The sequence below is a fragment of the Streptomyces sp. CB01373 genome, from assembly GCF_002803075.1.
In the GTDB taxonomy this organism is placed as follows: Bacteria; Actinomycetota; Actinomycetes; order Streptomycetales; family Streptomycetaceae; genus Streptomyces.
This window is the reverse complement of the sequence record NZ_NNBK01000015.1, coordinates 79,516-94,900: the sequence shown is the minus strand read 5'-3', so window position 1 is coordinate 94,900 and position 15,385 is coordinate 79,516. Positions and strand designations below refer to the sequence as shown.

The following is a 15,385-nucleotide window of genomic DNA, read 5'->3' as shown; positions in this document are numbered from 1 at the left end:
AGTCACTAGGCTCGACATCGTGTCCACCGTGTGTGTGATGTCGGCTTCCCCGATCCCCGCCGGAGTGGCGGTCGCGACGCGCTATCTCGACCTCGCCGGTGTCTTCTCGTGCGCACTGCTGGGAGGCGCCGTGGCCCGCACGGCCGGGCTGGACCTGTTCGGGTTCTTGGTGGTGGGCATCATCTCCGGTCTGGGCGGAGGCGTGATCAGGGACGTGCTGCTGCAGCACGGCACACCGGTCGCGCTGACCGACTACGCCTACCTGCCGACCGCCATCGCCGGTTCCGTGGTGGTCTTTCTCATCAAGATCAGCGAGGCGTCCTGGACCCGGCTCTTCACCGCCCTCGACGCCGCCGTCCTCGGCTTCTGGGCGGTCACCGGGGTCAACAAGACGCTCGCCGTGGGGCTGGGATGGCTTCCGGCGGTCCTCCTGGGCACCGTGACCGCCGTCGGCGGCGGCGCCCTGCGCGATGTCGTCCTCGGCCGGGTACCGGCCGTCTTCGGGGGCAACGGTCTGTACGCCACCGTCGCCATCGCGGTCGCCGGAGTCACGGTGCTCTGCGTGTACCTCGGCGTGCCGGCCATCGGTGCCGGCCTGGGCATCACCCTGGCCCTGGCCTTCCGGCTCAGCGCTGTGCGATTCGGCTGGAATCTGCCCAACAGCCTGGACTGGCAGCCCCGTTCCAGGATGGCCGCGACACTGCGGCACGGCACCGGCACCGCCGCCCGGAAAGGGAAAGAAGACCAGTCCCACCCGCGCAAGGAGACGTCGTGACCGACCGGAACGCTGCGGTACTGTCCGGCCTCGCCGGCATCCGCTCCGATCTCGAGGACCTCTACCGGGACCTGCACAGGCACCCCGAACTCGGCCTGCGCGAGCACCGCACGGCGAAGAAGGCTTCCGACGCCCTGCGGGAACTCGGTTACGAGGTCACCGACGGCATCGGCGGCACGGGCGTGATCGGCGTACTGGCCAACGGCGACGGACCCACCGTCATGGCCCGCGCGGACATGGACGCCCTCCCGGTACGCGAACAGACCGGCCTGCCTTACGCCTCCACCGTGACCCTGACCGGTCCGGACGGCACCGAGCAGCCGGTCATGCACGCCTGCGGGCACGATGTGCACGTGACCGCCCTGCTCGGCTGCGCACAGCTGATGAATCGGGCCAAGGACGCCTGGCGCGGTACCTTCGTGGCGCTGTTCCAGCCCTCGGAGGAGAACGGCGACGGCGCCCAGGCCATGATCGACGACGGTCTCACGGCAAGGGCGCCCCGACCCGACGTGGTACTCGCCCAGCACGTCCTGCCCTATCCGGCCGGCTACGTCGGCACCCGTCCGGGGTCCTTCCTGTCGGCCGCGGACAGCCTGCGCGTCACCGTCCACGGCCGAGGAGCCCACGGCTCCATGCCCCAGGCAGCGGTCGACCCCGTGGTGATGGCCGCCATGATCGTGGTGCGCCTGCAGACCATCGTGTCCCGGGAACTCGCCGCCATCACCCCCGCCGTCGTCACCGTGGGCAGCATCCACGCCGGCACCGGCCCCAACGTCATCCCCGACAGCGCCGTCATCGAACTCAACGTCCGCACCTACGACGATGCGACGCGCAGCCAGGTGCTGAAGGCGATCGAGCGCATCGTCCGGACCGAGAGCGAGGCGTCCGGGTCGCCGAAGGCACCCGAGATCGAACGAACGGCGGCCTTCCCGCCCACCGTCAACGACGAGGAGACGACCCGGCGCGTCGCCGAGGCGTTCACGGCCCACTTCGGCGACGACGCACACACCATCGACCTGCAGACCGCCAGCGAGGACATGAGCGAGATCCCCCAAGCGTTCGGCGCGCCCTTCACCTACTGGGGCATCGGAGGCGTCGACGCCGAGCTGTACGCCGAGGCCGCCAAGAAGGGCACCATCGCCCAGGACGTCCCGGTCAACCACAGCCCCGCCTTCGCCCCCGTCGTCCAACCGACCCTGGACACCGGCGTCAGCGCAATGACGGTGGCCGCACTCGCCTGGCTCGGCAGCTGACGTGAACCCGGCACAGGTCTCCGACGAGCACGTCCGGCAAGCACACCGCCGATATTCGCTTGCGCACCCTCGTCAAGTGGGCCAGCGTCGCCTGACACCCGACGAAGGCAGAGAAGATGACCACGCAGACCCACCCCCTCGACCATGAACTCATCGAGGCCGCGGCCCACGTCGCTCGTACACGCTGCCGGGGCGACAACCACACCATGGCAGCCGCGGCCCGCGCCCGGGACGGCCGGATCGTCACCGCGGTGAACGCCTACCACTTCACCGGAGGGCCCTGCGCCGAGTTGGTCCTCATCGGCACTGCGGCCGCCCAGGGCGCCTACGAGCTGGACACGATCGTCGCCGTCGGCGACCGCGACCGAGGGGTCGTTCCCCCGTGCGGCCGGTGCCGTCAGGTCCTTCTCGACTACTTCCCCGCCCTCAAGGTCATCGTCGGCGGGGGCGACCGCGTCCGAACCGTCCTCATCACCGACTTGCTGCCCGAAAGCTACGTATGGGCCGACCACCAGCTCGACGACGGGGAAACCGCGCCACACGGCATGGGCTGACACCGCCGGCCGGCAACAGGGCGAACGTCGCCTGATGCGGCACCATGCGGGTCACCCGGGCGGTCGAGACGGCCGGTGCCACAGAATCCTGTGGCACCGCCGTCAACCAGTGACATGTCCGTGAGTGTGGCGCGAAAGAGAGTTGAGGCATCGACTCCCGTCACGGGAGTCTCCAGGTGCTCGCCGAGCAGGGGGACGCCGACGGGGAGGGCGACAGGCATGCTGCGCATCCATTTCACGACCGCGAGACCTGCCGGCCCACGGCCTGTTCGAGCCGGTCGGCCGGATCATCCGTCCCCGGCGTTCGTGGGCAGGATGAGCCGCAGAACGGTCTCGCCGTCGTAGGTCTCACCGGTGGGCTCGAACCCGAACTTCCGGTAGAAGGGCTCCGGTTCGCCGTCGCCGGACTCGTAGCTGGTCAGCAGCTCGGTGCCGCCGTCCGCGCGAACCAGGTCGGCGATCTGCGTGAGCGCGTCCCGGCCGATCCCTCGCCCCTGGTGCCGCTTGTCGACGAGGAGGCGCCAGATGAAGTGCCGTCCTTCGAAAGGACCCGTCGGCGGCTTCCAGGACAGCATCACGAAGCCGACCGGCTCGTCGCCGCGGTACAGGGCCCGGTACCAGGGATTGGCCTCGGGCGTCTTCGCCGCCTCCTTGAGCGACCAGGACACGGAGGCGACGAACTGCTTCTGGTCACGGCGGACGCGCAGGGCACGAACGGCATCCCGGTTGTCGTCGGTGATCTCCCGTAGGTGCACGCCTGGGGACCTCATGCCACACCCTTTCCTCGCTCCGGCGACCGCGCCACCGGGCCGACGTGAAGAGCCGCCGTGGCAGCGTATGCGACACACACGATCCGGAGCGTGACCGGCACGCCGGGCTGTGCTCGTCATGGCGCCGCTGTCCGGGCTCACGCCGACCCGGGCCAACAGGCCCAGTCACTCAGGGATGTTCAGCCCTGTTCCCGCTCACGGAAGAACCGGCACGATCGATGCGCCGGCCGTGTCCGCAGGACGGACCCCCGGCGGCGACGGCGAGCGCCGTCCCCCGTATGCCCCGCACCGCAAAGGAGAGTCATGCTTTCGCCCGAGTCGGCCGCGGTCGTCCGCGTCACCCTGCCCGCCGTCGGCGGGGCGCTGGACGAGATCACGACCCGCTTCTACGGAACCATGTTCGCCGAGCAGCCCGAACTGCTGGACGGGCTGTTCAACCGCGGCAACCAGGCAAGCGGCGAGCAGCGCCGGGCGCTGGCCGGGTCCATCGCCGGCTTCGCCACGGCACTGCTGGACGGCCCCGGCACCCGCCCTGACGCCCTTCTCGCCCGCATCGCCCACAAGCACGCCGCTCTCGCGTCACCGAGGACCAGTACACGATCGTCCACAAGTACCTGTTCCGCGCGATCGGCGACGTACTGGGTGAGGCGGTCACCCCCGAGGTGGCCGCCGCCTGGGACGAGGTGTACTGGCTTATGGCCGGCGCCCTCATCGCCCGGGAGGCCCGCCTCTACCAGGAAGCACAGGTCGACCCGCGCGATCCGTGGCGCCAGTGGACCGTCGTGGAGCGGCGGGAGGAGACCCCGGACGTGGTGTCCTTCCTGCTGCGCCCGGCCGACGACGGCCCGGTTCCCGCAGCCCGCGCCGGCCAGTACGTCAGCGCCCAGGCCGAGCAGCCCTGCCGGCACCCCTATCGGTCCCGTACCTGCGCCCGTCCCCAACTGCGAGGCAAATCAGGTCACTTGTTGCCGCTCGGGAAGCACAGTCGCTTCCTGTAGGTTCGATCACGTCCCGTTGGAGACGGGTCTGGACCTACGCGCGAGGGAGCCCGGATGGCCTTCATCCATCACACCACCATGACGCCGACCAAGCTGGAACTTCTCACCGAGTGGCTGCCGAAGCAGAACTGGTACTTGGGCGCCGCGAAGACGCCGGAACTGTTCAAGGCCGGTGGGTTCCGCCTGGACGATCCGGAGGGCGCGGTCGGGATCGAGTTCATGGTCGTGGTGGACGCCGCCGCGCAGGAGCCGGTGGCGTATCTCGTGCCGATGGGCTACCGCGATACGGCGCTGGAGGGCGTCCCGGGGGAGGCCCTGATCGGCACCTCCGAGCATGGGGTGCTGGGCACTCGGTGGATCTACGACGGCGTCCACGACCCGGTGGTGATGGCGCAGTTGCGCGCCCTCCTGCGCGGCGAGGCGATGCCGCAGCACCAGAGCGAGAGCGACACCCCTGACCCGACCGTCACCGTGCACGGCACCGGCCCTGACGATGGGCTCGACGTGCACATCAACCGAGTCCTGCGGCCGGCGGAGGCTGCTCAGAAGTCGTCCGGAAGCCTCGTCGCCGGGTGGACCTGGCCGAACGGAACGACCGTACGGAGCGTATTCGCGGCCATGGCGCCGCAGTAGGAGGTCACGCGGGCAGAGAGCGCCGGCCGGCCCGACCAGTCACTTGGCGACGGCGACGGCAACCAGCAACTGTTCAGAGGAGGTTGTCGGGGGTGATCGGCAGTTCGCGGAGGCGTTTTCCGGTGGCGTGGTGGACGGCGTTGGCAAGCGCGGGTGCGATGCCGACGAGGCCGACCTCGCCGACGCCTTTGGTGCCGGTCGGGCTGGCGTGGTCGGGTTCGCCGACGAAGACCACGTCGAGTTCGGGTATGTCGGCGTTCACAGCGACGAGGTAGTCGGCGAGTGTGGCGTTGGTGACGCGTCCGGTGCGCGGGTCGGTGGCGGTGTCCTCGTAGAGGGTCATGCCGATGCCGCCGACGATCCCGCCGATGATCTGGCTCCTGGCGGTCTTCGCGTTGAGGATGCGGCCGCCGTCGATGGCGGAGACCACCCGCGTGACCCGGATGAGGCCGAGGTCGGCGTCGACGCGGACTTCCGCGAACGTCGCGCCGTACGCGCCGGCGAGGGACATGCCCAGTTCGGCGGCCGAGGGTGGGGTGCTGTTCCCGTTCGCCGTGAGTTCGGACAACCCGTGGCGGGCGAGGATGTCGGCGTACGGCTCCCCGCGGCCGGGGCGCCCCGCGAGGTGGAGCCGCCCACCGGTGGACTCCACGTCGTCGGGGGACGCGCCCCGCAGCGGCGAGTCGGCGTCGCCGTGCGCGAGCCCCGCGAACGAGCGCATCAGTTGCCGGCAGGCGTTGTGAACGGCGTTGCCCAGCGCGCCGGTCAGGCCGGAGCCGCCCGCCATCATCGAGTGCGGCATGTCCGAGTCGCCCAAATCGAAGCGGACCAGGTTCAGGGGCAGACCCAGTTCCTCGGCGGCGAGTTGGGCCATCACGGTGTACGTGCCGGTCCCGATGTCGGTCGCCGCGCTGCGCACCAGCACGCTGCCGTCGCTGTGGATGGTGGCCTGCGCCGTGCAGGGCTGTGCGAAGTAGGGAAACAGCGCGCTTGCCATGCCGTAGCCGATGAGCCAGTTCTCCTCGCGCATGGAGCACGGTTCGGGGTCGCGGTCGGACCAGCCGAAGCGGCGGGCGCCGGCCTCGTAGCACTCCAGGAGCGCCTTGCCCGACCAGGGCAGTCCGTTGCGCGGGTCGACGTCCGTGTGGTTGCGCAACCTCAGCTCCAAGGGGTCCATGCGCAGGGTGCAGGCCAGTTCGTCGAGCGCCGACTCCAGCGCGAAGTTGCCCTGTGCCGCGGCAGGGGCGCGCATGGATGTCGGCAGGGCGATGTTGAGCCGCGCCTGCCGGTCCCGTGTGGTCACGTGGGGGCACTGGTAGGCGAAGGCGGTTCCCGAGGCGAACGGCTCGTAGTCGCTGCCCTCCATGCTCAGGGAGCTGAGGCTGCGGTGGTCGAGGGCGACCAGTTCGCCGTCGCGAGTGGCGCCGACGGCCAGCCACTGCACGCCGCTGGGGCGGTGTCCGACGGAGGTGAACATCTGCGGCCGGGTCAGGACCAGCTTGACCGGGCGGTTGAGCATGCGCGCGGCCATGGCGGTCAGGATCACGTGCGGCCACACGCGCAGCGCGGCGCCGAAGCCCCCGCCGACGTACGGGACCAGCACCCGCACCGAGCTCTCCGGGATGCCGAAGACCGTGGCGAGGGTGGTGCGAACCCCCGACGGCCACTGGCTGGTGTCGTGGACGGTGAGGGTGTCGCCCTCCCACACGGCCAGGGTGGCGAACAGCCCGAGCGGGTTGTGGGTGTTGTCCGCCGTGGTGTACGTGGCCCGGAGGGTCACCTCCGCCCTCCGCAGCGCCGCGGCGGCGTCGCCGCGCGAGTGGTCCGTCCCCCACGGGTCCGCGAGCTGTTCGGCCCGGGGGTCCTGGAGGTCCAGCAGCGGCTCCGAGGCCTCGTAGTCGGCCCGCACCAGCCGTGCCGCGGCGGCGGCCTGCTCCGGGGTCTCGGCCACCACGAAGGCGATGTGCTGCCCGTGGTGGAGGATCCGGTCGTTCCGCAGGGGTGAGGGCGTCGGCTCCCCGAGCACCGTCGCCGGTCCCGTGGCGACCTCGGGGGCGTTCTCGTGGGTCAGGACCGAGAGCACGCCCGGGGACTGCTCCGCGGCCCCGGTGTGCATACGGACGATCCGGCCCGCGGCGACGGTGCTCTGCACCACGGCGCCGTAGGCCTGGCCGGGGACGCTGAAGTCCATGGGGTACGGGGCCGTGCCGGTGACCTTGCGCGGGCCGTCGACCCGGTTGATGCCCGCGCCGACCAGCGGCCTGCTCTCGACGGTGCTCATGCGGTCACTCCTGCACTCCCGAGACGGTCTGCAACTGGCGCACCAGGGTGCGCCGGGCGAGCGGCACCTTGAACGCCGTGCCCGGGACGGTCCAGGCATCGCGCATCGTGGCCCCGGCCGCGTCCTGGAACGTGGCCGTCGTGGCCGGCGCGCCGGTCAGCACGTGCTCGGCCTCGTAGGCCCGCCAGGGCTTCGACCCGACCCCGCCCAGCCCGATACGGGCCTGGCGGATCGTGCCGCCGTCCATGACGAGCAGCACCGCGGCCGAGGTGAGGGCGAACTCGTACGACGCCCGCTCGCGGACCTTGAGGTAGCCCGACCGGGCGGTCGGCGGCGGCAGCGGGATCTCGACCTCGGTGATCAGCTCGGCGTGCTCCAGAACGTTCTCCCGCTCGGGGCTTTCGTCGGCCGTCAGGTAGAACTCCGTCAGCGGCACCGTGCGACGCGTGGAGACCCCCTGGATGTTCACGACCGCGTCGAGCGCCACCATGGCGACGGCGAGGTCGGAGGCGTGCAGCGCGATGCACCGCTCGCTCACGCCGAGCACGGCGTGCATACGCGCCACGCCCTGCACCGCGGCGCAGCCGGAGCCCGGTGCGCGCTTGTTGCACTCGGCGACCGTCGGGTCGCGGAAGTAGCGGCAGCGGGTGCGCTGCAGCAGGTTGCCTCCGATGGTGGCCATGTTCCGCAGCTGCACCGAGGCGCCCTGCAGCAGGGACTCGCGCACCATGGGCAGCCGCTGGGCCACCGTGGCGTCGGCGGCCAGTTCCTCCATGCTGGCGAGCGCCCCCACGTGGAGGCGGTCGCCGCGGCGCTCGATGCCGTGCAGCGGGAGCCGGGTGATGTCGATCAGCCGCGGCGGCTCCAGGACCCCGTCCTTCATCAGGTCGAGTTGTGTCGTGCCGCCCGCCAGGCAGGACGCCGCCGGGTCGTCCGCCAGCAGCTGCACCGCCTCCTGGGTGTTGGTGGCCCGGACGTAGTCAAAGGCGCGCATCGGTGCCTCCTCCGGACGCCGCTTCGCGTATCGCGGCCACGATGTTGGGATAGGCGCCGCAACGGCACAGGTTGCCGCTCATGAACTCCCGGATCTCCGCATCGGAGCCGGCCCGGCCCTCGGCCATCAGCGCCACCGCGGACATGATCTGCCCCGGCGTGCAGAAGCCGCACTGGAAGCCGTCGTGCTCCATGAACGCCTGCTGCACCGGATGCGGTCCGTCGGCGCCGGAGACGCCCTCGATGGTGGTGATCGCCCGGCCCTCGGCCTGGGCCGCCAGGGTCAGGCAGGCGAGCACTCTCCTGCTGTCCAGGTGGACCGTGCACGCGCCGCAGGCACCCTGGTCGCAGCCCTTCTTCGTGCCCACCAGGCCCAGCCGGTCCCGCAGGGCGTCCAGCAGGGTGACCCGGGTGTCCAGGCGCAGGGTGTGCGACCGCCCGTTCACGGTGAGTGTCACGACCCGCTCGGTGACCGCGGGACGGCCGTCCGTGTCCCGTTCCCTCGCCACGTCCCTCATCGCGTCCTCCTCCGGACGGGTCGGATACGACTCGTGCCCCAGGTGGGGGCGGATCCGGTGAGTGGGTTCCTCAGGCGCCACGAAAGGCGGAAATCGACCTTTTCGCGCCAATACGTCCGCCTTTTTCCTCAATATACGCCGAACGGGTGTACCGGCACGGGGTGCCGGCCCGTCTCCACGCCGCCCTCTCCCAAGACGGAACCCCTGCTCGATGAGCAGGGGTTCCGGGTGGTGGAAACGTGAGCACTCGACCGCGTGCGCGTCCGGGTCACCGGACGGTGAAGTCGGCCGCCTTGGTGTCCAGTGTCGTGGTGCCGTCCTTCGCGGTGGCCAGGACGGCCACGTGCCAGGCACCGCGCGGGGACGACTTGGCGTCGGCGTCGGTGACCCGGACGGTGTAGGTGCAGCGCACGGTGTCCTGCCCGGCGGACTTGCAGACGGCCGCCGTCTCCGCGGCGGCCATGTCCTTGGCGGTCAGCCCCTTCCCGGCGAAGGACGACTGCTGCGGCCAGGCCAGCACCTTCACGCTCTTGACACCGGAGGACGCCGTGACGTCGGTGACGAAGACCAGCGAGCCGTCGCGGTTCCCGTCGGGAGCCGAGTAGCGGGCGGTACTGTGCCCCAGCACCGGGGTCTGCTCCCCGGCCTGGGCGAGAGCGAACGCACCGGCGCCACCGAGGAGAGCGACACCGGCGACGACGGACAGAGCAACACGTCGGGACATGGGAATCTCCGTAACTGTCTCAACCCTGGATCGGGCTGCGCCACTTGGCTGCGGCGCTGCACCGATCCTCGCCGCGCGAGGACTCGCCGGACATGAGTGCGCATACTCAAGCCGAGTCGGGTAAAGGCCTCAGTCCGGACGGGTGATCACCTGGGGCACCGCGCGACCGCTCATGTACCGCACCCGGATTCGGTGCTACCCGCTCGCGCCGGCCCGGTCCGCCTTGTCCTCCTCGACCTGCGCCTTCGCGGGGTCCAGGAGCCGGGACAGGAAGTGCCGGGTGCGTTCATGAGCGGGGTTACCGATGACCTGGTCCGGTGTGCCGTCCTCGACGATCACCCCGCCGTCCATGAAGACGACCCGGTCGGCGACCTCCCGCGCGAAGCTCATCTCGTGGGTGACGACCATCATCGTCATGCCCTCGTCGGCGAGCATGCGCATCACGGCGAGGACGTCACCCACCAGCTCGGGATCGAGCGCGGAGGTCGGCTCGTCGAAGAGCATCACCTCGGGGCCCATGGCGAGCGCGCGGGCGATGGCGACACGCTGCTGCTGACCACCGGAGAGCGAGGTGGGATAGGCGTCCGCCTTCTCGGACAGGCCGACACGCCCCAGGTTCTCGGCGGCGATCTCCGCTGCTCGCGCCTTGCCCCGGCCGAGGACCCGGCGCTGCGGCAGCGTGAGGTTCTCGGTCACCGTCAGGTGCGGGAAGAGGTTGAACTGCTGGAACACCATGCCGATACGGCGGCGTACGGCGTCGATGTCCACATCGGGGTCGGTCACCTCGGTGCCGCCGACGAAGACCTGCCCCTTGGTGGGCTCCTCCAGGAGGTTCACACAGCGCAGCAGGGTCGACTTGCCGGAGCCGGAGGGCCCGATGACACAGACCACCTCGCCCTGGCCGATCTCCAGGTCGATACCGCGCAGCACCTCGTTGTCACCGAAGGACTTGTGCAGGCCGCGGACGAGTATCTCGGGGACAGTGCTCACTTGACGGCTCCCTGGGCCTTGGTCTCCATGCGGCGCACCACGAATCCGAGCGGGATAGTGACCAGCAGATAGCACAGGCCCGCGACCAGGATCGGCGTGGAGTTGGCGGTCTGGCTGGCCAGATCCCGGCCGAACTTGGACAGTTCGCGCTCCTCCAGCGTGACGCCGAGGAACAGCACCAGCGAGGAGTCCTTGAAGAGCAGGACCAGTTCGTTGGTGAGCGGCGGGAGAATGATGCGGAACGCCTGCGGAACGATGATGGAGACCATGGCCCGGGCCGGCGAGAAGCCCAGCGAACGGGCCGCCTCCATCTGCCCCTTGGGCACGGCCTGGATGCCCGCGCGGATCGTCTCCGCCATGTACGCGGCCGAGACCAGTCCGAGCGCGAGAGCCACCTTGCCGTACGTTCCCCCGATGATCTCCGTGCCGGGGAAGGCCAGCGGCACGGCCACACCGACGAAGATGAAGATCAGCAGGGCGGGCAGACCGCGGAAGATCTCGATGTAGACCCCGGCGACCCAGCGGTAGGGGCCCACGGACGACAGCCGCATCAACGCGATGACCATGCCGAGGACCAGGCCCACGACGAAGCCGGTCACGGTGAACAGCACGGTGTTCTTCAGCGCCAGGGTGATGACGTCCGGGAACATCCGCCGCGCGATGTCCGCCTGGGCGAACTGGTTGCCCAGCCGGCCCCAGTCGGCCGTGACCGCGAAGGCGATCACGGCGGCGACGAAGACGGCGTACTGCGCGCCGCGCGAGAGGGCGCGGCGCCGGCTCCTGGTCAGACGCCTTCTGCGGGGCCGGACCTCGGCGCCGGCGGTGCCGATGGCGTCACTCATGAGGCGGACGGCGAGGCGGCGGACGGGGTGTACGGGCCGATCCACTGCTCGTACAGCTTCTGGTAGGTGCCGTCGGCCTTCGCGTTCTTGATCGCCTTGTTGACCGCGGCGACGAGTTCGGAGTTGCCCTTCTTCACCGTGAAGCCGTACTGCTCACCGGTGTCGAGGTTGCCGACCACCTTGAAGGCGTCGGCGTTGGCCTTGTCCTTGAGCCAGCCCTGGACCACCGGGTAGTCGATGACGACCGCCTGGACCTGTCCGGTGCGCAGGCCGTTGAGGACGGCGTCGGAGGACTCGAAGGAGACGGGGTCGAAGCCCTGCCCCCGCACGTAGTCCTCCCCGGTGGTCTGCGCCTGGGCACCGAGCTTTTTGCCCTTGGCCTTCACATCGGCCAGGGACGTGACGCCGCTCTTCTTGTCGACCAGGACGGCCTGCGTGGCGTCGAAGTACGGGTCGGAGAAGTCGACGTTCTTCTTGCGCTCGGCGGTGATGGTCATGCCCGCGGCGGCCAGATCGCACTCGCCGGAGTTGAGGAACGCGCCGGTCTTGAAGTTCTCGAAAGGCGTGTCGAGGATCTGCTGCTTCACCCCGAGGTCCTTGGCGACCAGGTCGATCAGGGAGACGTCGAAGCCCTGGACCTTGCCGTCGATCTCCGACTGGAAGGGCGGGTACGGCAGATGCGTGCAGGTCGTGAGCCGGCCCGCCTTGACGAGGTCGACCCCGCCGTCGGCCGACTTGCCCGCGCCGCCGCTGCCGCTCGACGTGCAGCCTGCCACGAGCACCGCTCCGGCTGTCGCGGTGATGGCGGCCAGGATGCGGACCCGGCGTCCGAGGAGCGTGTTCACGGGGGGACCTCTCTGTGGGGGACGTGCGCATGCAGACTATAAGAAGATCTTTGACCCCCTCAAACAAACCTGAGGCGCAGGTGATTCCGTGCCCGCACCATCCCCGGACCGCCGTCACCTTGAGCGCGAACCGCGGCAGTCGACTCGCGAAGGCGCCATGCCCGCGGCCAGTCAGCCGAGACAGAACTTGTTGCCCTCCATGTCCTGCATCACGAGGCACGACTCGTTGAAGCCATGGGCGAGCAGCAGACGCACGCGAACCGCGCCGAGCGCGATCAGCCGTGCGCACTCGGCCTCAAGCGCGGCCACGCGCTCCTCACCCACGAGCCCGGTGCCGACCCGCACGTCAAGATGCACCCGATGTAGGCGCACTTGATCGCTCCACGGATCAAGCCCTGGCGGACTTTCGGGAGAGCGCCCCCTTCCGCCCGGGCATTGACGGCCGTGGTGCGTACGCCTACCTTGCCCTCACTCGCGCGGCGGACAAGTGCCCGCCGTGACGGGGCCCGAGGAGATGGGGGACAGGGCGATGAAGGCAGTGCTCCAGGAGCGGTTCGGGCCGCCGGACATCCTGCGGCTGGGGGAAGTCGACCGGCCCCGGGCCGAGGCCGGTCAGGTGCTCGTACGTGTGCACGCCGCCGCGCTCAACCCCTACGACTGGCACATGATGCGCGGCGACCCCTACGCGGCACGGCTGATGGGGGGCATGGGACTGAGCCGTCCGAAGTGCCGGGTGGCCGGCATCGACGCGGCCGGAGTGGTGGAGGCCGTCGGCGCCGGCGTGGAAGGGCTCCGGCCCGGCACTGCGGTACTGGGCTTCTGTGCGGGGGCGTTCGCCGAATACGCCTGCGCCACGGCGGAGTTGGTGGTGCCCAAGCCCGAGCGTCTGTCCTTCGAGCAGGCCGCGGCCGTGCCGATGGGGGCGGTGACCGCACTGCGCGGCATCCGGACGGTGGGCCGGGCCCGGGCCGGGCAGCGGGTGCTGGTCAACGGCGCGGGCGGAGGCGTGGGCACCTTCGCCGTACAGATCGCGGCCGGCCTGGACGCGGAGGTCACCGGGGTGTGCAGCGCCGGCAGCGCCGGACTGGTGCAGTCACTGGGCGCCGCGCACGTCATCGACTACGCCCGCGAGGACTTCACCGACGGACGTGTCCGCTACGACGTGATTCTGGACAACGTGGGCAACCTTCCGCCGGGCCGACTGCGCCGGGCTCTCACCCCGACCGGGATCCTGGTGGCCAACGGCGGCGGCTCACCCGGCCGGCTGTTCGGGGCGATCGGCTCCATGCTGAAGCTGGCCGCGGCCAACGCGGTCACCCGGCACAGCCTGCGTCCGATCATCCCGGCGACCCCGGGCGGTCCCGCCCATGAGGACCTGCTCGCCGTTACCGCGCTCATCGAGGCCGGTCAGGTCACTCCCGTGGTCGGCCGGACCTACTCCCTGGCCGACACGGCCGAGGCCATGCGCCATGTGGAGGAGGGCCACTCCCGCGGCAAGACCGTGATCACTGTGCGCTGACGTGTGCGGAAGCGCTGGTCCGGCGTGCAGTGGGCTGTTCAGGCCAGGGGACTGTCCGTGAGGCGGGCCAGCAGGTGCGCGGGGTCGTCGTAGACCGCGCCCGCCCCTGCCTGTTCCAGGTCGGCGCGCGGGATGCCGCCACACAGGACGCCGACGCAGCGAACCCCGGCCCGGCTGCCGGCCCGCATGTCCCACACGGTGTCGCCCACGAACACGGCCCGCTCGGCGGGGACCCCCCAGTTCGAGAGCGTGCGCGACCGGTTCGGGCGCGGGCTTGCCCTCCTCGACGTCGTCGGAACTGGCCGTGGCGGCGATGGCCTCGTCCGCGTCGATGGCGCGGCGCAGCGCACTCAGCTCGGGGCCGCTCGCCGAAGTGGCGAGGACCACCGCCCACCCGTTCCGGTGCAGTCGCCGGAGCAGCCGCCCGACGTCCTGAAGGGCCGGCAGCCTGTCGAAGTACTGGGCGTACAGGGCGCTGTCGGCGGCGCTGAGCCGGGGGTCCTGCTCCTTGTCGCGGTCCTCGCCGAGCAGGTGCGCGATCAGATCGGTGGAGCCGAGCCCGACCGCGCGATGGATGGCGTGCATGGGCACCCGGTGCCCTGCCTGCCGGAAGGCCTCCCACCAGGTGGTGACGTGGAGGTGGTTGGTGTCGACGAGCGTTCCTTCGACGTCGAAGACGGCGGCACAGTCCATCCGGGGTCCCTTGTCGCATGCGAGTCGAACGGATGAGAGGCACGGGCACCGGGTCAGGTGCCCGTCATGCCGGGCGGCGTCCCGCGCTCCCGGGTCGTGCCCAGCAACTGGTACCCGGTCACGTGGTCACCACGCGCTCCGGAGGCGTTCCGCACTCCTCCGGGTCTGTCGGCGCCTCCACCTCCTCAAGGGGTTCCGCGGCGCCGCCGGGGGAGCGCATCACCCCAGGTCCCGCCTGCCCGCCGCCGCGGACGTACTGGACGAACTGTGCGACGGACTCGGCCGGCTCGATGTGCTGGTCAACAACGCCGGCATCGGCACGACCACGCCTTTCGTCGACCTCGCCCCGGACGACGTGTGACGTGTGCTGGACGTGGACCTGGTCGGGCCGCTGCTGTGCGGGCAGAAGGCGGCGCGCCGGATGATCGGGCAGGGCCACGGCGGCCGGATCGTCAACGTGACCTCCGTGCACGAGCACCAGCCGCGTGTCGGCGCCGGACCGTACTGCGCGGCCAAGGCCGGCCTCGGCCTGCTGACCCAGGTCATGGCCCTGGAGCTCGCCGAGCACGGCATCACCGTCACCGCGGTCGCGCTCGGCGAGATCGCCACGCCCATGACCGGCCAGGAGGACACGGACGTGCACACCGAGCGGCGCCCCGGGGTGCCGCTCGGGCGGCCCTGAGACGCCCGCGAGGTCGCCGCCGTGATCGCCTTCCTCGCGGGACCCGACACCTCCTACGTCACGGGCGCGTCCTGAAGCGTCGACGGCGGCATGCTGCGCATGGGCCCCATGGCCGGCTCGCACCTGGAAAGCGACGACTGGAGGCGCCCTGAGCCGGCGGCCGGCGGGGGGAATGCTACAGCGCCGCGGTCCAGCCGCCGTCGACCGTCCGGGTGTGGCCGGCGATGCAGGAGGACGCCCGGGAGGACAGGAGACGACTGCGCCGGACGCGCCTCATCTCTTCCCGTGGCGGCGGCGCGTGCTCCTCCCGTCTTG

13 protein-coding genes and 4 pseudogenes are annotated in these 15,385 nt (G+C 70.7%); 7 read left to right on the top strand and 10 right to left on the bottom strand.

Annotated features, from left to right (window positions below):
- The first annotated feature begins 37 nt into the window (after positions 1–37).
- From CG719_RS24590 to CG719_RS24580, 3 genes are all read left to right on the top strand, one after another.
- The gene (locus CG719_RS24590; protein WP_100570955.1) at positions 38–775 is read left to right on the top strand and encodes a trimeric intracellular cation channel family protein; all 738 of its coding nucleotides are present in this window, start codon (positions 38–40) and stop codon (positions 773–775) included.
- Positions 772–2,028 carry a M20 family metallopeptidase gene (locus CG719_RS24585; RefSeq protein ID WP_100570857.1) on the top strand — a complete coding sequence of 419 codons (1,257 nt, stop codon included), beginning with the start codon at positions 772–774 and terminating at the stop codon, positions 2,026–2,028. Before CG719_RS24590 ends, CG719_RS24585 begins: the two co-directional genes overlap by 4 nt.
- A gap of 116 nt (positions 2,029–2,144) precedes the next feature.
- Positions 2,145–2,582: a cytidine deaminase gene (locus CG719_RS24580; RefSeq protein ID WP_100570856.1), complete on the top strand. Its 438-nt coding sequence runs from the start codon at positions 2,145–2,147 to the stop codon at positions 2,580–2,582.
- Positions 2,583–2,869: 287 nt separating this feature from the next.
- On the opposite strand, the gene CG719_RS24575 is transcribed toward CG719_RS24580, so the two are convergent.
- On the bottom strand, positions 2,870–3,352 hold the full coding sequence (locus CG719_RS24575; protein WP_234375748.1) for a GNAT family N-acetyltransferase: 483 nt from the start codon (positions 3,350–3,352) through the stop codon (positions 2,870–2,872).
- Positions 3,353–3,655: 303 nt separating this feature from the next.
- On the opposite strand from CG719_RS24575, the pseudogene CG719_RS24570 reads away from it, so the two are divergent.
- Positions 3,656–4,251, top strand: a pseudogene (locus CG719_RS24570) (globin domain-containing protein); the annotation flags it as partial.
- Between the two features lie 153 nt (positions 4,252–4,404).
- On the top strand, positions 4,405–4,983 hold the full coding sequence (locus CG719_RS24565) for a maltokinase N-terminal cap-like domain-containing protein (RefSeq protein ID WP_100570854.1): 579 nt from the start codon (positions 4,405–4,407) through the stop codon (positions 4,981–4,983).
- 73 nt (positions 4,984–5,056) lie between these two features.
- Here CG719_RS24565 and CG719_RS24560 read toward each other — a convergent pair whose 3' ends face one another.
- From CG719_RS24560 to CG719_RS24525, 8 genes and pseudogenes are all read right to left on the bottom strand, one after another.
- Positions 5,057–7,264: a xanthine dehydrogenase family protein molybdopterin-binding subunit gene (locus CG719_RS24560; protein ID WP_100570853.1), complete on the bottom strand. Its 2,208-nt coding sequence runs from the start codon at positions 7,262–7,264 to the stop codon at positions 5,057–5,059.
- Between the two features lie 4 nt (positions 7,265–7,268).
- Positions 7,269–8,258: an FAD binding domain-containing protein gene (locus CG719_RS24555; RefSeq protein ID WP_100570852.1), complete on the bottom strand. Its 990-nt coding sequence runs from the start codon at positions 8,256–8,258 to the stop codon at positions 7,269–7,271.
- Positions 8,245–8,775 (bottom strand): (2Fe-2S)-binding protein, encoded by a 531-nt coding sequence (locus CG719_RS24550; protein WP_100570851.1) that lies wholly within the window; start codon positions 8,773–8,775, stop codon positions 8,245–8,247. Before CG719_RS24550 ends, CG719_RS24555 begins: the two co-directional genes overlap by 14 nt.
- A gap of 268 nt (positions 8,776–9,043) precedes the next feature.
- The gene (locus tag CG719_RS24545; protein ID WP_100570850.1) at positions 9,044–9,499 is read right to left on the bottom strand and encodes a DUF5707 domain-containing protein; all 456 of its coding nucleotides are present in this window, start codon (positions 9,497–9,499) and stop codon (positions 9,044–9,046) included.
- A gap of 195 nt (positions 9,500–9,694) precedes the next feature.
- Entirely contained in the window at positions 9,695–10,489 is a 795-nt protein-coding gene (locus tag CG719_RS24540) for an amino acid ABC transporter ATP-binding protein (RefSeq protein ID WP_100570849.1), read from the bottom strand.
- Positions 10,486–11,331: an amino acid ABC transporter permease gene (locus tag CG719_RS24535; RefSeq protein WP_100570954.1), complete on the bottom strand. Its 846-nt coding sequence runs from the start codon at positions 11,329–11,331 to the stop codon at positions 10,486–10,488. Before CG719_RS24535 ends, CG719_RS24540 begins: the two co-directional genes overlap by 4 nt.
- Complete coding sequence (locus tag CG719_RS24530; protein ID WP_100570848.1) at positions 11,328–12,176, bottom strand: transporter substrate-binding domain-containing protein; 849 nt, start codon at positions 12,174–12,176, stop codon at positions 11,328–11,330. The genes CG719_RS24535 and CG719_RS24530 overlap by 4 nt, the downstream gene beginning before the upstream one ends.
- A gap of 171 nt (positions 12,177–12,347) precedes the next feature.
- Positions 12,348–12,608 (bottom strand): annotated as a pseudogene (locus CG719_RS24525) (VOC family protein); the annotation flags it as partial.
- Positions 12,609–12,705: 97 nt separating this feature from the next.
- On the opposite strand from CG719_RS24525, the gene CG719_RS24520 reads away from it, so the two are divergent.
- Entirely contained in the window at positions 12,706–13,695 is a 990-nt protein-coding gene (locus tag CG719_RS24520; RefSeq protein ID WP_100570847.1) for an NAD(P)-dependent alcohol dehydrogenase, read from the top strand.
- 38 nt (positions 13,696–13,733) lie between these two features.
- Here the strand turns inward: CG719_RS24520 and CG719_RS24515 are convergent.
- Positions 13,734–14,388 (bottom strand): annotated as a pseudogene (locus CG719_RS24515) (HAD family hydrolase).
- A gap of 229 nt (positions 14,389–14,617) precedes the next feature.
- Between CG719_RS24515 and CG719_RS24510 the strand changes: the two are divergent.
- Positions 14,618–15,220, top strand: a pseudogene (locus tag CG719_RS24510) (SDR family oxidoreductase); the annotation flags it as partial.
- Positions 15,221–15,385 lie beyond the last annotated feature (165 nt).

Coding starts and splice junctions, on each gene's coding strand:
- CG719_RS24575 (WP_234375748.1), bottom strand. CDS start 3,352: ATGAGGTCCCCAGGCGTGCACCTACGGGAGATCACCGACGACAACCGG.
- CG719_RS24550 (WP_100570851.1), bottom strand. CDS start 8,775: ATGAGGGACGTGGCGAGGGAACGGGACACGGACGGCCGTCCCGCGGTC.
- CG719_RS24545 (WP_100570850.1), bottom strand. CDS start 9,499: ATGTCCCGACGTGTTGCTCTGTCCGTCGTCGCCGGTGTCGCTCTCCTC.
- CG719_RS24590 (WP_100570955.1), top strand. CDS start 38: ATGTCGGCTTCCCCGATCCCCGCCGGAGTGGCGGTCGCGACGCGCTAT.
- CG719_RS24565 (WP_100570854.1), top strand. CDS start 4,405: ATGGCCTTCATCCATCACACCACCATGACGCCGACCAAGCTGGAACTT.
- CG719_RS24520 (WP_100570847.1), top strand. CDS start 12,706: ATGAAGGCAGTGCTCCAGGAGCGGTTCGGGCCGCCGGACATCCTGCGG.
- CG719_RS24535 (WP_100570954.1), bottom strand. CDS start 11,331: ATGAGTGACGCCATCGGCACCGCCGGCGCCGAGGTCCGGCCCCGCAGA.
- CG719_RS24560 (WP_100570853.1), bottom strand. CDS start 7,264: ATGAGCACCGTCGAGAGCAGGCCGCTGGTCGGCGCGGGCATCAACCGG.
- CG719_RS24580 (WP_100570856.1), top strand. CDS start 2,145: ATGACCACGCAGACCCACCCCCTCGACCATGAACTCATCGAGGCCGCG.
- CG719_RS24555 (WP_100570852.1), bottom strand. CDS start 8,258: ATGCGCGCCTTTGACTACGTCCGGGCCACCAACACCCAGGAGGCGGTG.